This window comes from Roseibium sp. Sym1 (assembly GCF_027359675.1).
Taxonomy (GTDB): Bacteria; Pseudomonadota; Alphaproteobacteria; order Rhizobiales; family Stappiaceae; genus Roseibium.
In genome coordinates this window covers 1,883,621-1,898,857 of sequence record NZ_CP114786.1, presented here as the reverse complement: position 1 = coordinate 1,898,857, position 15,237 = coordinate 1,883,621, and the positions used below count along the sequence as shown (strand labels likewise).

At 61.5% G+C, this 15,237-nt stretch carries 14 protein-coding genes; all 14 read right to left on the bottom strand.

Translation table 11 applies throughout. The annotated features are described in order from the left end of the window. Entirely contained in the window at positions 1-1,167 is a 1,167-nt protein-coding gene (locus tag O6760_RS08655; RefSeq protein ID WP_152505173.1) for a TrbI/VirB10 family protein, read from the bottom strand. Next, a complete protein-coding gene (gene trbG / locus O6760_RS08650) occupies positions 1,164-2,213 on the bottom strand; it encodes a P-type conjugative transfer protein TrbG (protein ID WP_152505172.1) in 1,050 nt (349 codons plus the stop codon). Before trbG ends, O6760_RS08655 begins: the two co-directional genes overlap by 4 nt. After that, positions 2,210-2,899, bottom strand: a complete 690-nt coding sequence (trbF, locus tag O6760_RS08645; protein WP_152505171.1) for a conjugal transfer protein TrbF — start codon at positions 2,897-2,899, stop codon at positions 2,210-2,212. The genes trbG and trbF overlap by 4 nt, the downstream gene beginning before the upstream one ends. Continuing rightward, positions 2,896-4,260, bottom strand: coding sequence for a P-type conjugative transfer protein TrbL (gene trbL, locus O6760_RS08640; protein WP_152505170.1), 1,365 nt, complete (start codon positions 4,258-4,260; stop codon positions 2,896-2,898). Before trbL ends, trbF begins: the two co-directional genes overlap by 4 nt. Before the next feature lie 3 nt (positions 4,261-4,263). Further along, positions 4,264-4,536, bottom strand: a complete 273-nt coding sequence (trbK-alt, locus tag O6760_RS08635) for a putative entry exclusion protein TrbK-alt (protein ID WP_152505169.1) — start codon at positions 4,534-4,536, stop codon at positions 4,264-4,266. 20 nt (positions 4,537-4,556) lie between these two features. Further along, positions 4,557-5,312 (bottom strand): P-type conjugative transfer protein TrbJ, encoded by a 756-nt coding sequence (trbJ, locus tag O6760_RS08630; RefSeq protein WP_152505168.1) that lies wholly within the window; start codon positions 5,310-5,312, stop codon positions 4,557-4,559. Continuing rightward, on the bottom strand, positions 5,309-7,741 hold the full coding sequence (gene trbE / locus O6760_RS08625) for a conjugal transfer protein TrbE (RefSeq protein WP_152505167.1): 2,433 nt from the start codon (positions 7,739-7,741) through the stop codon (positions 5,309-5,311). Before trbE ends, trbJ begins: the two co-directional genes overlap by 4 nt. A gap of 15 nt (positions 7,742-7,756) precedes the next feature. Next, a complete protein-coding gene (locus O6760_RS08620) occupies positions 7,757-8,038 on the bottom strand; it encodes a VirB3 family type IV secretion system protein (RefSeq protein WP_152505166.1) in 282 nt (93 codons plus the stop codon). Beyond that, complete coding sequence (locus tag O6760_RS08615; RefSeq protein ID WP_152505165.1) at positions 8,038-8,370, bottom strand: TrbC/VirB2 family protein; 333 nt, start codon at positions 8,368-8,370, stop codon at positions 8,038-8,040. The genes O6760_RS08620 and O6760_RS08615 overlap by 1 nt, the downstream gene beginning before the upstream one ends. Next, positions 8,367-9,359: a P-type conjugative transfer ATPase TrbB gene (gene trbB / locus O6760_RS08610; RefSeq protein ID WP_152505164.1), complete on the bottom strand. Its 993-nt coding sequence runs from the start codon at positions 9,357-9,359 to the stop codon at positions 8,367-8,369. The genes O6760_RS08615 and trbB overlap by 4 nt, the downstream gene beginning before the upstream one ends. 476 nt (positions 9,360-9,835) lie before the next feature. Continuing rightward, a complete protein-coding gene (locus O6760_RS08605) occupies positions 9,836-10,483 on the bottom strand; it encodes a VOC family protein (RefSeq protein ID WP_152505163.1) in 648 nt (215 codons plus the stop codon). Between the two features lie 449 nt (positions 10,484-10,932). Continuing rightward, a complete protein-coding gene (locus O6760_RS08600; protein ID WP_152505162.1) occupies positions 10,933-11,361 on the bottom strand; it encodes a CopG family transcriptional regulator in 429 nt (142 codons plus the stop codon). 5 nt (positions 11,362-11,366) lie between these two features. After that, positions 11,367-13,352 (bottom strand): conjugal transfer protein TraG, encoded by a 1,986-nt coding sequence (locus O6760_RS08595; RefSeq protein ID WP_152505161.1) that lies wholly within the window; start codon positions 13,350-13,352, stop codon positions 11,367-11,369. Positions 13,353-13,377: 25 nt separating this feature from the next. Continuing rightward, positions 13,378-15,117, bottom strand: coding sequence for a relaxase/mobilization nuclease domain-containing protein (locus tag O6760_RS08590; RefSeq protein WP_152509088.1), 1,740 nt, complete (start codon positions 15,115-15,117; stop codon positions 13,378-13,380). Positions 15,118-15,237 lie beyond the last annotated feature (120 nt).

The following is a 15,237-nucleotide window of genomic DNA, read 5'->3' as shown; positions in this document are numbered from 1 at the left end:
TCATCCTCCGTAAGGTTCGAGCACCAAATCACGGGTGACGATCACCCTCACCGGGAACCCCGGCCGGATCGTCAGCGTGGGCGCGACCTGCAACTGGCGCTGAACGATCTGCTGCCCGGCATCATCGATCGTGTCCTGGGCACCTTCACGGACCGCCTGAACCAGGCGGTCGTCGTCACTTGCTGCGAGTTCCGCACCGACGCTAAGCAGCGTCGACAGCCCGGCCGCCTTGGCGAGATCCCACCAGTGGTAATCCACACCGTCTTCCAGACCGGCATAGCCACTTGGGTCCGCTCCCGGCTGGCGTTCGAGCACGATGGAGCGGCCGTTCGGGAGGATCAGCCGGTTCCAGACGAGCAGCACACGGCGCTGACCGAACCCGACATCGTTGGAATATTCGCCGACGATGCGCGTGCCTTGAGGGACCAGGAGCAGTCTTCCGGTTGGACTGTCATAGACATGCTGCGTGACTTGGGCGGTGATCTGCCCGGGCAGGTCGGAGCGGATCCCGGTGATGAGTGCAGCGGGAATGACGGACCCGGCCTGCAGCACATAGGGCGATGCCGGTGCCGTAACGCGATCGGATGCCGTGGTCCGTCGGTCCACGGACGCATTCAAAAACGCAAGATTGCTGTCTTGTGCCGAAACTCCACCTGAAACACTGCCGCCGATCGACGGCACTGTACCCAGCCTTGCTCCGCCCGATGCCGCCTGTCCCGTCTGGAAGAAGACCCGGCTGGTGCGGGCAGCCTCTACCTCGGCAAGACGGCGCTGTTCCTGTTCATCGAGCGTGGGCGTTTGGATCGCTGGAGGCACGACCGGCTGACCGCGTTCCTGCGCCTTGAGGATCGGCCGGCCTAGATCTCCCGGCAAGGGCGGTCCTAGAACCGGGCCGGCATAGTCGCTCGGCAGGGTACTCAATCCGTCAGCGGTGTTGCGGTTTTCCGTCGAAAACAGTTCCTCGCTGCCGCCCCTCCTGTCCGGTGCCTGGAGCGCGTAGATCAAAGCCCCTCCGATGCCGAGCAAGGCAACGAACCCGACCCCTGCCAGCACCTTGCGCGAGAGACGCGTCACCCGCGGCGGATCCACTCGCAAACGCATTGCCGCCCTGACGTCAGCGTTCGGGTGAGGATCGTCGTCTTCCCTATTCTGCTGCGGACTGCTCATGCCCCCTCACCTCCATCGCCGATCGTTGGTTGCTCTGAAGGCTCACCAGCACCATGTCCCTTTGTCAGGTCATGGCGTTTTCCATCGGTCCGAACAATCCTGACCGTCTGCTGGTGCTTGCCGCTGCCAAACCGGAGTTCCGCAGCCCCAAATATCCGGTCGACGATCAGGATATTCCTGTAAACGCGGCTGTTGACGATTTCCGGGTTTCCGTCGGGCCCGAGAACGAAGACCGGCGGCATCTCCCCCTGGACGATTCCACCCGGAAATTCGACATAGACCCGCCTGCCATCGTCATAGATGGAGACCGGGCGCCAGGGCGGAGTGTCGCCGGTGAGCGCATATCGATAGTTCCGTGCCGCGAGCGCCGGAATGCGAGGCGTTGTCGGGACGACGGGACGCTGTGAAAACGAAGACTGCGGATAGTTCCAGGCGACCGCGGGCATATAGAAACCCTCGCCTGAGCGCAGCTCGATCCTGTAAACCCGCCGGTCGGTGGTGACGACTAGATTGGTCTCTATGTCCGGGCGCGCCGGTTTGACGAGGATGTGGACCTGCGGCTCTTCGCCGGAGCCGCTGGTGGTATCGCCGATGATCCAGCGGGCCGTATCGCCGGCCGCGACCGGGCCGGCGCCAGTCAGGGCTTCGCCCGGTTCCAGCGCAATGTCAGTGATCTTTCCGGGAGTCGTATAGACCTGATAGAGCGCCCCTTCCGACCAGGGATAGATCTGGATGGCATTGTAGTAGCCTTCGCGGCGCGGCTCGATGCGCGCAGCCGCATTGGCATTCTCGATCCTGCCGGCTGACGTTGTTGCCGCGTCGCCTCCTTTTGCCGGGGTCCAGGCCGGAGGCACATGAAGAGGCTTGGGCCGATCGTCGCTCGCAGTTTTTGGTACCGCCGGCAGGGGCGGCACGCTGGCATCGTAGCTGATCTGCGGAGGCTTGTAGGTGGCACAGCTCGCCAACGCGGTTGCACAAAGAAGGACTGCCGCACTTGCGGAGAACCGGAATGCCGGAAGCGCGGGTTTACGCAAAGCCGTCTTCATTGCCCCATCTCCCGCGACCAGTTGATGGCGTTGACATAGATGCCGAGCGGATTGGCCCGCAGCCGTGCTGCATCGCGGGGCGGCTGGATGACGATGGTCAGGATCGCGGTCCAGCGCTCTGTCGCGGATAACTGTCCGTTCTCATAGTGCCGCTCTGTCCAGGCGACGCGGAAGCTTCCCGGCGAGGCCCGGATGACACTGGAAACCTCGACCGCGATCTGCTGCCTGCCGACCCGGGCGAAGGGATCGTTTGACCGCGCATAGTCGTTGAGCGCGAGCGCCCCGCGGTCGGTGGTGAACTCATAGGCCCGGAGCCAGTTCTGCCGGACGATGATGGCATCGGCCGGAATGCTGCGGACCTTCTCGATGAACCGCGCCAGATGAAACGCGATCTGTGGATCGGACGGTTCATAATCGGCGGTGGCGGCCGCTACAACTTGCGCCTCACCAAGCTTGTCCACCTGCACCACCCAGGGCACGACGGAGCCGTCGACGGTCTGCCAGATGAGTGCCGCGGCAAAACCACCGGAGAGGATGAGAGAGCCGAAGGCCATCAGCCGCCAGTTCTTTGCCTGAACGCGAGCCGAGCCGATGCGCTCGTCCCAGACCTGGGCGGCCTTCTGGTAGGGCGTTACGGGCTCTGGGGATTTGCCGTAGTGAACGGTAGATCGTTTGAAGAGGCTCATGAGCGGTCGCCTGTCTGAAGATTGATGGAAGCACCGCCCCCGTGACTATCGCCCGAACGGACGGCATGAGCGGCTGCGGAAACACCGTGGGAAAGTTGCTGGGAACGCTTCATGCGTTTTGCCCAGGCCGGCGGGCCATCGGCGGCGGCAGGTACTGCGGGTGCTGGAGACGCAGACGAGGCGTCTGAACTATCTGTGTTGCCAACCGTGCCGCCCGTTGCCTCGAAGGCCGTCCGGGCTCCGGATTGATGGCTCGCCTGAAAACTTTCCGCTGCCTTTGACTGCAGTCTTTTGAGCGGCGATGCTGCGGCTCGCGCTCCAGCACTTGCCACAGCACTGATGCCGGAGGCGACACCACTTGTGCCTGATTGCCCGGCCGATCCGAGTCCGTAGGCTGTTGACGCTCCACCCGCGATGGCAGCACCGCCGCGTGCGGCCGCCGCGGTCCTGGACAAGGCGAGCGCGCCTCCACGAGCTGCCAATCCAGCAGCCCCTACTCCGGCGACAGCAGCACCGCCAACCGCAAGGCCGGTGCCGACAGCGGATCCTGCACCCAGCTGCGGTCCGCCGGAGACGAGACCGTTCGCGATGCCTGGACCGAAGATCCCGAGGCCGAGCAGGGACAAAGCCGCAAGCACCACGGCCATCGCCTCGTCGATGGTCGGCGTGATACTGCCGAAACCGGCAGTGAATTGCGCGAACAGCGTCGAGCCAATGCCGATGATGACGGCCAGCACCAGCACCTTGATGCCGGAAGAGATGACATTGCCGAGCACGCGTTCGGCCAGAAAGGCTGTCTTGCCGAACAGCCCAAAGGGAATGAGCACAAAACCTGCCAGGGTCGTCAGCTTGAACTCGATCAGGGTGACGAAGAGCTGGATGGAAAGGATGAAGAAGGCCAGGATGACGAGCGCCCAGGCGAAGAGCAGGCAGGCGATCTGAATGAAGTTCTCGAAAAAGGCGACCCAGCCCATCAGGTCGGAAATCGACTCCAGCAGCGGCCTTCCGGCATCGAGACCCACCTGCGCCACCTTGCCCGGGCGCACCAGATCGGCGGCGGAAAATCCGGTGCCGGAGGCCATCAGGCCGAGCCCGGCAAAGCTCTCGAAGACGATCCGTGCGAGATTGTTCCAGTTGCCGATCAGATAAGCGAAGATGCCGACAAACAGCGTCTTCTTCACAAGACGGGCAATGATGTCGTCCTCGGCGCCCCAGGACCAGAAGAGCGCGGCCAGCGTCACATCGATGACGATGAGCGTTGTCGCGATAAAGGCGACCTCACCACCGAGCAGACCGAAGCCGCTGTCGATGTAGCTGGTGAAGACCCCGAGGAAGTTGTCGATGACACCCGTGCCGCCCATGGATCAACGTCCCTCGCCGGTTCGAGGACCCCGACCGAGAAACCGGTCCCGGCTCTGCTGCCAGGTTGCCAGACAGTCTTGGTCATCGACCGCAGCTCTGCCCATCTGCTGACAGCGGCGCAGATCGGCACGCACAGTATCGTCGGAAGGCTGTGTAGCCGGCGCAGTCAGCTTGGGCGCCGGATCGTCCTTGCGGGACATCTCGATCAGGCTCGCGGTGATGGCGATTGCAACAAAAACGATTGCTGCCAACCGGGCCAGCATCCTGCCGTCCATGGAAAATTCCTCCCGAAAGATCAGTTATTGAACATGCGCGCGTTGCCGGGCTGGTAGCCGGAGCCCGGCGACAGGAAGCGCTGGCGTTGGATGCGGCCTTGTTCGGCCGCGGCCGTTCGTTCCGCTTCACTCAAGGCGATCGCCCGGCCATTGGCAGCGACGACTGCGGTGAGGTCGGAAAGCTGCTGCGCCTGGAGCGCGAGGAGCTGGTTGCCGGCCTGGGCTGTCTGAAGTGCTCCGGTCGCCCCCTGGCTCTGTCCGATCAGCGCGGACATCTGCGCGCGGTTGGTCTCGATATTGCCGACGACGCCGGCCTGCACGCGCAGGGCGTCCTGAAGGCCGCCGACCGTGTTCTGCCAGCGGCTACGCGCACCGGCGACCAGCTGCTGTTCGCTCGCGCTCAGATCGATATTGCCGTATTGCTGCTGGAACAGCTGATCGATCTGCTGGACGTCGAAAGCGATGTTCTGAGCCTCCTCAAGAAGCTGCTGCGTCCTCTGCACGGATTGCTGGAGCTGCTGCAAAGCCGAATAAGGAAGGCTGGCCAGATTGCGAGCCTGGTTGATCAGCATCTGCGCTTCGTTCTGAAGCTGGACGATCTGGTTGTTGATCTGCTCCAGCGTCCGTGCCGCCGTCAGCACATTCTGGGCATAGTTCGACGGATCGAACACGACACGCCAGGCAAAAGCCGGCGGGGCGAACGTGACAGAGCTGAGAAATGGCGCACTCAGAATTGCGGCAGCAGCGACAACGGCACGGGATCGGCGGAACGTCATGAGGAGGTCTCCAGGTTGGTGAGGTCGGGGATCAGATCGGCCGCCCACGGAAGACCGCGGTGCCGCAGCCAGGCATCGAGGAAACCTTCACGGCTGTTAGCCGCGAGAATGCCGGCAATGACTGTCTGATCGGTCTTCGAGGCGGTCGCGCAAAGGGCCAGCGCGACTTCGGACAAGCCCAGTTCAAAGAGCCGGTTGCCGCGCCGGGACTGACAGTAATAGTCGCGCTTGGGTGTCGCCCGCGCGAGGATCTCAATCTGGCGGTCGTTGAGACCGAAACGGCGATAGGTTCCGGCAATCTGCGGCTCGATTGCGCGTTCGTTCGGCAGCAGGAGCCGTGTCGGGCAGCTCTCGATAATGGCTGGCGCAATAGCAGAGCCGTCGATGTCGGACAGAGACTGCGTGGCAAAGACGACGGAGGCGTTCTTCTTGCGAAGGGTCTTCAGCCATTCCCGGAGCTGACCCGCAAAACCCTGGTCGTCGAGCGCCAGCCAGCCTTCATCGATGATGATCAGGGTGGGCGATCCGTCTAGCCGATCCTCGATCCGGTGGAACAGATAGGCGAGCACGGCGGGTGCCGCACCGGTCCCGATCAGCCCCTCGGTCTCGAAGGCCTGAACGCTGCTTGAGCCCAGGTTCTCGCCTTCCGCATCGAGCAGCCGGCCATGGGCCCCGCCGATGCAATAGGGACGCATGGCCTGTTTGAGATCGTTGGACTGGAGCAGTACGGAAAGTCCGGTGAGCGTTCGCTCGCCTACCGGCGCGGAGGCAAGCGACGTCAGCGCCGTCCAGATATGCTCCTTGACGTCCGGGTTGACGGTGACGCCTTCGCGCATGAGGATGGCAGCGATCCAGTCGGCGGACCAGGAGCGCTCGGCGGCGGCATCGATCCGGGCAAGAGGCTGCAGCGATACGTCTCGGCCTTCGGTGAGGCCGCCGCCGAGATCATGCCAGTCACCGCCCATGGCGAGGCTCGCTGCACGGATCGATCCCCCGAAATCGAAGGCGAATACCCGGGAGTTCCTATAACGCCGGAACTGCAGTGCCATCAGCGCCAAGAGGACGGACTTGCCCGCCCCTGTCGGGCCGACGACCAGCGTATGGCCGACATCGCCGACATGAAGGGAAAACCGGAACGGGGTCGAGCCTTCCGTCTTGCCGTAGAGCAAGGGAGGAGACGAAAGATGCTCGTCCCGCTCCGGCCCCGCCCACACCGCACTTGAGGGGATCATGTGGGCGAGATTGAGAGTTGAGATCGGTGGCTGGCGGACATTGGCATAGACGTGCCCCGGCAGGCTGCCCAGCCAAGCGTCGACTGCGTTGATAGTCTCCGGCAGACACGTGAAATCTCGGCCCTGCATGACCTTATCCACGAGCCGCAGCTTCTCGTCGGCGATTTTGCTGTCCGTATCCCAGACCGTGACGGTCGCCGTGACATAAGCGATGCCGGCATGGTCCGCGCCGAGTTCCTGCAGTGCCAGGTCGGCATCAGCCGCCTTGTTCGCGGCGTCGGTGTCGACGAGTGCCGACTGCTCGTTGGTCATCACCTCCTTCAGGATCGCGGCGATGGATTTGCGCTTGGCAAACCACTGGCGCCGGATCCGGGTCAGGAGTTTTGTTGCGTCCGTCTTGTCCAACAAAATCGCGCGGGTTGACCAGCGATAGGGAAAGGCCAGCCGGTTGAGGTCGTCAAGCAGACCGGGCGTGGTCGCCGTCGGAAACCCGGAAATCGTCAGGACCCGCAGATGCTTGTCTCCGAGCCTTGGCTCCAGGCCGCCGGCAAGCGGCTGATCCGCAAGCAGTGCATCCAGATAGACCGGTGTCTCCGGCACGCGAACAGTGTGCCGGTTGGTCGAGACCGCCGAATGCAAATAGGTCAGCGTCCCGGCGTCATCGAGCCAGACGCATTCGGGCATGAAAGCGTCGATCAGCTGAAGGATCCGGTCGGTACGGTCGATGAAACCGGTAAGCACCTCCTGCGGGTTGATGTCATTCGTCTCCCTGCCTTCGAACAACCAACGTTCCGTGCGAGCGGCCTCTTCGGCTGGCGGCAGATAGGTGAAGGTCAGAAAATAGCTCGACTCGAAATGCGCACCGGCTTCTTCAAAACTTGCCTTGCGCTCCGCGTCGACCAGTGCGGAGGCCACATCCGGAAAGCTGCTGTCAGGGTAGTGATTGGCAGCATGACGCTGTGCCTCGACAAAGATGGCCCATCCGGACCCGAGACGGCGGAAGGCATTGTTGAGACGGCCGGTAACCGCGACGAGTTCGGCAGGAACGGCGCTGTCGAGATCCGGTCCACGGAAACGGGTTGTTCGCTGGAAGCTGCCGTCCTTGTTAAGCACCACGCCCTTCTCGACCAGCGCTGTCCAGGGCAGATAGTCGGCAAGGCGGCAGTTACGCGTGCGGTATTCGGCGAGGTTCATCATCGGCAGGGCCTCCGCTCACACGCTCAGATGTGCGGGAAAGCGCAGATGCCGGCGACCGACCTCGGCGAAGAGCGGATCGTGCTTTGCGGCCCAGACCGCGGCCAGATGCCCAATCAGCCAGATGGCAAGCCCAACGAGCCAGAGGCGCAGACCGAGACCGACGGCCCCTGCCAAAGTGCCGTTCAGGATCGCGATTGCCCGAGGCGCGCCTCCGAGCAGGATCGGCTCGCTCAAGGACCGGTGCACCGCCACCGTGAAACCCGGCACCTGATCACGATGTTCGAAGGTCTCCGCCATCAGACAAGCGCCCCGCCACCGAAGGAGAAGAACGACAGGAAGAAGGAACTGGCGGCGAAGGCAATCGACAGGCCGAAGACGATCTGGATCAGGCGGCGGAAGCCGCCGGACGTATCGCCGAAGGCCAGCGACAGGCCCGTCACGATGATGACGATCACCGCGACGATCTTGGCGACCGGGCCCTCTATGGATTCCAGGATCGACTGCAGTGGCGCTTCCCAGGGCATGGAGGATCCGGCAGCGTGGGCGGCAGGAACCGCGAGCAGGCTGATATGAAGCACAGCGACGGCAGTCGCGATAGGACGACGTGTACGAAGGATGGTCCGGATCATGGATGATCTCCTGAATGGGAGGAAGTTGTGGGAACGGCCGGGGAAACGCGGTAGTCGCCGTCGGGACCAAAGCCCTCGACGCGGGCGAGCTCCACGAGACGCCGCTGCGAACCGCGGCCTGCTAGGACGGCAATGAGGTCGATCGTCTCCGCGATCAGGGCACGTGGAACGGTGACGACGGCTTCCTGGATGAGTTGCTCGAGCCGGAGCAGGGCCCCGATGGCGGAACCGGCGTGGATCGTGCCGATGCCGCCGGGATGTCCGGTTCCCCAGGCCTTCAGGAGGTCCAGGGCCTCAGGTCCGCGCACCTCGCCGATCGGGATGCGATCAGGGCGGAGGCGGAGGGACGATCTGACGAGATCGGACAGCGAGGCGATGCCGTCCTTGGTGCGCATGGCAACGAGATTAGGGGCCGCACACTGAAGCTCGCAGGTGTCCTCGATGAGGATCACACGGTCGGAAGTTTTGGCGACTTCGGCCAGAAGCGCGTTGGTCAGCGTGGTCTTGCCGGTGCTGGTTCCGCCGGCGACGAGAATGTTTGCGCGTGTCGCGACGCCCGAGCGGAGTGTCTCGGCCTGTGCCGGCGTCATGATCCTGGCGGCAACGTAGTCCTCAAGGGTAAAAACAGCGACGGCGGGCTTGCGGATGGCGAAGGTGGGTGCGGCAACGACAGGAGGAAGAAGGCCCTCGAACCGTTCTCCCGTCTCGGGGAGTTCGGCCGAAACACGCGGCGCAGCGTGGTGCACCTCAACGCCGACATGGTGCGCGACCAGGCGCACGATGCGTTCGCCGTCGGCCGGTGACAACCACTCTTCGGTTCCGGTGAGACCTTCGGAGAGGCGGTCAATCCAGACACGCCCGTCCGGGTTCAGCATCACCTCGATTACGGCAGGATCTTCCAGAAGACGGGTGATCGCGGACCCGAGCGCCGTGCGGAGCATACGTGCGCCGCGTGCCTGGCCTTCCGGATTTTGATGTGATGGTGCCATGGGATCCCCGTTGATGCCGGGGATGGCAGGAATGCCCCCAGACGGGGATGATTAAAAGAACCTGATTTTGGAGAGGTTCAATAGCTGTTTAACGGAGGAGTAGTGTGGCGTGCAAAGACAGGAAAATGGCGGCGGGGCTATCGCTGACAAGTCCTTTTAGAGTTCTTGTAAACGACCGTCTCGGGGCCGGGAGGCGACAGGTAGGTTTGGCCTCGCCAATAAACGAAGCGGACATTCGCGCTTGGGAGGCGCATAGTAGCAATCGGCCCATTGCTGTCATTTGTGACGTGACCAATGAAAGTCAGCTTTCCAGAATTTGCATCAGAAACCTGTCGCAAAAGTCGGGCACAAAATATCGACTTTTGCGCCCGACTTTTGCGACAAAAATACCGAAGGCTTTTCAATCGGTCCGGTTCTACTGCAAAAACCAGGAGTTCTGCGACAATCCAGGGTGGTGGGCGGAGATTCGAGGATATTCAGTCGGCCGGACCAGCAAACAGTATGAGATTTCCGTCTGGGTCCAGAACAATGAAATTTCGAGCACCCCAAGGTTCTTTCTTAAGCGTCTGGTGAAAATCCACTCCGGAGGCTTGGAAATCCAGAAAGAGTTGCTTGATCTCGCTTGCGGTATCGACCGTAATTGAGGCGGAGAGCAGATGTTCGCGTTCTCGTATATCATCAACAAACACAGGTTCGCAGACCAGCCGAAGCGCGAGCTGCGCTTTGTTACGTTTAACCTGTCCGTAGAACGGTGGGTCCCCATAAACGAAGTCGATTGCAAAGCCGAGTTTGTCCGCGAAAAAGTCACACGACGCATTGATGTCGGAGACGAACAGTTGCGCGGAGGTGGAACTCAGAACGGGGCGAGGTGCAGTCTGTTTGCTTTGAGTGGTCATGGCATGGGCTCCGGACTTGAGCGCCTGCCATCCCTCGAATCCCAATTGACGTGCGACAAGTTCTTGCGCGTCCATTAGCTTGAAGCTGGATTCAAGTATCTGAGTATCGTTGAGGTGCTGAAATCGTGGCAAAGCAGCCCTGATTTGGGCCGCCACCGGATAGTATCGCTCGCGATGCCAGCGCAAATACTGCTTGGCTTGCTTCTTAAAGTTTTCGAGGTTTGGCATAGGCGCTACCTTTGAAGTTCGCAGGCGGGCATTGCCCAGTCGGCCCGGAGCCGGTGCACCCTACGTAGCGCGCAATATCACTATCGCAAAATTCACGTGAGATTGTCAAGAACCACACTCTAGTAGCTCTCGGCGATCTTCTGTCGCGAAAGTCCCGAGTTTTGTAGCGATTGCGCGCCTGATATTTGCGACGCCGCAAAATAGATACTTTTGCGACGATTGGACGGACCTCTTTCGCGAACCCGCCATTCGATCACCCCGCAACGAACGGCTGCTTTCAGGGCTAAGCTAAGAATAGGCGAACGACAGAAACGGGGACGCTTTTCTGCCTGTCATCTTAAGCATATTTCCCCGTTGTCAAATGGTACAAGAGCATGCTGCGAGGACGCGTCGAGATCGAAACGCAACACCCTTTCAAACCCGGGCGCGGCTACCCTTGTTGGACAGCCCTAATCTGACTCGCCTGGAGCATCCTCTGCAATCTCTTGCCTGAGCTTAGGCCCCTTGGCCAATCGTCTCCCAAGCGCAGTGACGAAGGTATCGTACCGTTCTCCAGCCTTGGCGCGCGCGGCCTGTGCGGTCGGTTTCGGTAGCGCAGGTGTTGTCGCAAGCCAGAAGCGAACGAATATGGCGAGTGTCTCGACAGAAATCCCGAGATCGCGCTCCAACCTGGTCAACCGCCGGTCGATCTGGTCGAGGCGTTTGGTGATAGCCGCCTCGCGTCGCTCATCTGCGTCCGGCGACAAAAAGGACGCAATGGCAGCCTCGACGACCAATGACTGCGAGAGGTCCCGGCGCGCAGCGTAATCGGACAGCATCTTCATGACGTCCTGGTCGAGATAGGCAGAAATCTGGGCCTTCTTCTTGCGAGCTGCCATTGCCGTCAAAGCTCCATGCCATCGCCGGGATCAAGCGAGACTTGCCGTGCCACACCTTGCATGACCCGGATCATCCGGCTGGTCCGGGCGGTGTCATCCTCATAGTCGTCAGTCAGATCGACCTCGAATTCATTTTTGACCGGCTCCTTCTGTTCGACAGCCTCAGCTCTGTTAAGTTCCGGTTGGTGTCGGCGTTCGGATCCGGTTGGATCCTCGTCCTCTCCCATCTTTTCCGACGTTTGTTGGCTGGCTTCGGAGCTGGCAGAAACCGGCAGGTCGCTCCAATCATCGGTCTGTCGTTGGACAGGCGAAGCCGGTTCAGGCGGCGGCAGGATACGTTCGATGAGCCGCTTGTCTTCGTAATAGCGCGCCTTTTTCGCCCGGATCGGCAGCGTGCCCGCAACCATGACAATCTCATCAGTTGGCGGAAGCTGCATGATTTCGCCTGGGGTCAACAACTGGCGTGCGGTCTCGGACCGGGAGACCATGAGATGACCGAGCCAGGGGCTCAGCCTGTGACCGGCATAGTTCTTCATCGCCTTCATCTCTGTAGCAGTGCCCAAAGCATCCGAAACGCGTTTGGCCGTCCGCTCGTCATTCGTGGCGAAGCTGACGCGAACGTGGCAATTGTCGAGGATCGAATTGTTGGGTCCGTAAGCCTTCTCGATCTGATTCAGAGATTGCGCGATCAGGAAGCTCTTGAGGCCATAGCCGGCCATGAAGGCAAGGGCCGACTCGAAGAAATCCAGTCGGCCCAGAGCCGGAAACTCATCGAGCATCAAAAGCAGACGGTGACGGTCGGAGTTTGCCCGCAGGTCTTCCGTCAGACGGCGGCCGATCTGATTGAGGATCAGACGGATCAGCGGCTTGGTGCGATTGATGTCCGATGGCGGCACCACAAGGTAGAGCGTTGTGGGCAGATTGCCATTCACCAAGTCCTTGATCCGCCAGTCGCAACAGCGTGTCACCTCAGCCACAACGGGATCCCGATAAAGTCCAAGGAACGACATGGCTGTTGACAATACCCCGGAGCGCTCGTTCTCAGATTTATTCAGCAACTCGCGCGCCGCACTGGCAATCACCGGATGCGGTCCGGCTTCCCCCAGATGGGCGGTCTTCATCATCGCGGACAAGGTCGACTCGATCGGACGTTTAGGGTCGGACAGGAAAGCCGCGACACCCGCCAGTGTCTTGTCCTTCTCGGCATAGAGGACATGCAGGATCGCGCCGACGAGAAGCGCATGGGACGTCTTCTCCCAGTGGTTCCGCTTTTCGAGCGACCCTTCCGGATCCACCAGGATGTCCGCGATGTTCTGAACGTCCCGCACTTCCCATTCGCCGCGGCGGACTTCGAGCAACGGATTGTAGGCGGCCGATTTCGAGTTGGTGGGGTCGAACAGCAGCACCCGACCGTGCTTCGCGCGGAAACCGGCGGTGAGCTGCCAGTTTTCTCCCTTGATATCGTGGACGATGGCCGAGCCCGGCCATGTCAGCAGCGAAGGCACAACCAGTCCGACGCCCTTGCCGGATCGGGTAGGGGCGAAGCAGAGCACATGTTCCGGACCATCATGACGGAGATAGTTCTCTTCGTAGCAGCCTAGAATGACGCCGTCAGGGTTGAAAAGGTTTGCCGCTCGCACCTCTTGCCTTTCGGCCCAACGAGCAGACCCGTAGGTCTCAACGCGTTTTGCTTCGCGCGCCCGCCAGACCGACATGCCTATGGCAACGGCAATAGACAGAAATCCGCCGGAAGCAGCGATGACGGCGCCGTGCAGAAAGACGTTCGGCGCATACGCATCATAGAAGTACCACCACCAGAAGAAGGCCGGAGGATAGTAGATTGGCCAACCGGCCACTTCGAACCAGGGAGTTCCGAGCTGCCCCTGAAAGCCCAGTTTCCAGGCAACGTATTGCGTTGCGCCCCAGGTGGTGAACACCACAATGAGAGAGACCGCCAAAAGTTGGCCCCAGAGGATTTTTGTCGCAGACATTGTGGCCGTCCTGATTGATTGGTTTTTAGAGCCCAAGCCCTCGCTTGCGCCCGAAGCCCCAGTCCACACCACCATCCGAGCGGGCAACACCCGAGACATGAAGGCCGCGTTGTTTTTCGAGCGAAGGCGTCCACGGCACGAGCTGGAAACCAAGACCGTCATCGATCATTGCGAAACGTCCCGAGGCGAGGTCAAAGCGTTGACGATAAGTGCCGGCGACATACTCGCCGGTGCTCACACGAGTAATCGGCAGTCCGGCATTACTTGCGAGTTTCGTCCCAAGGGCATCAAGCTCGCGGCGACGTAGCGTCTCGATAAGATTTTGCGCATAGGTGACACGCTGTCCCTTGCGCTCAGCAAGGCCCTCCTCGATCAGATTCTCTGCCCGGCGCTCGAGAGCGTCTCTGACCTCGGCACCGAAACCACCCTCCGAGAGCGCAACAGGTTCGCGGGCAATGTTCTGACGATCGAGCCAAGTGGCTCCCGAGGCGGTGACCTGCCGCTCGATGTCGAGATCGGAGCGGACCGCAAGTGCAACGCGCCGCTGCCCGCGCGCATCGGTGAATTGTCGGAGTTCAGCGATAGACCCCGGCGCGCTGTCGCCGGCAGCGTCAATGTCGAGAAGTCTGATGTGGTGGGTCCGCCCGTCGACACCGTCGACGACGGCATAAGCGGACCCTTTCAGTTCATCGTCGAGACCGCGCTCGACCAGGCGGCCGATGACGGGCGTGTCCAGATTTTCGGCGGCGAGAACGTAGCCTGCTGATCCACGCTCGATACCCCGACCAGTCAGGGCCCGGTGCATCCGCTTGATGACGTCTCCACGTTCGCCGAGTTCACGCAACGTCGCCTCTGCGCCCTCGCCAATCACCCATTGACCGGGACCAACCTGATCGGCCAGGCCAAGCGTTTCCAGCTTGCGCAAACGTCCGCCCTTCAGGGCGTGGTATTCATCCGGCGCCCGGTCCGGGTCGGGCGCCATATCAATGATACCGGTCCTGCGGCCGTCTCGAAGAAGCTGACGGTCAAGCTGGGTCCAGCGCTCGGCCTCGACCTGGCACTGCAGATGGTTTCGGATTTCGAGGTCGGTGCGCGGTCCAAGCTCCAGTGTCGCCAGATCCTGGGCGCGGGCGCGCATGCCTTCCTTGATATAGTCGCGGGAAATCACCAGGTCCTGGCCGTCATCAAGCTTTCCGCGCAGGATGATATGGACATGGGGATTGTCCGTATTCCAGTGATCGACGCCGACCCAGTCGAGGTCTATGCCGAGGTCCTTTTCCATCTGTCGCATCAAGTCCCGGCTGAAGGATTTCAGATCGGCGAGGTCTGAGGCGTCTTCCGGCGAGACAATGAAACGGAAATGATGCCGGTCATCCTGGCAACGCTCGGCAAACTCCTTCGGATCGACAGCATCGTCGCCGGGACCGAACACCCGAGCCTTTTCCCCGTCCCGCGTCACCCCTTCCCGGCCGAGATATTTGAGGTGTGCGGCAAGCGGTGCGGATCGTGCCGAATGGCGAACCACCCGGGTTTTGATGACGACGACACGGGATCTTCCGGTCAGCAAGCGATTGGCCAGAACACTTGCCCTCCGGCCACGTCCGAAATGCGAGTGCCTGCCGGTGCTGATCCGGCCCGAGCGCGACACATGTCCACCAGCCTTCTGGGCAGCCGCCAGTGCCTGGGCAATGAACGGGCGGGCCCGCTGCGCGCGCGATGATCGGACGCGCCCGGGCCGGATGCGGAAATCGTGCTCATCGGACATGTGACATCTCCGCAATGTGTAAAGATCCAAGCAAAGTCAGGGAGATAAGCAGTTGGCACACATTGCGGATTTTCACGGCACATTGCGCCACGAAGCAAAAAGACCAGCAAAAACAACCGA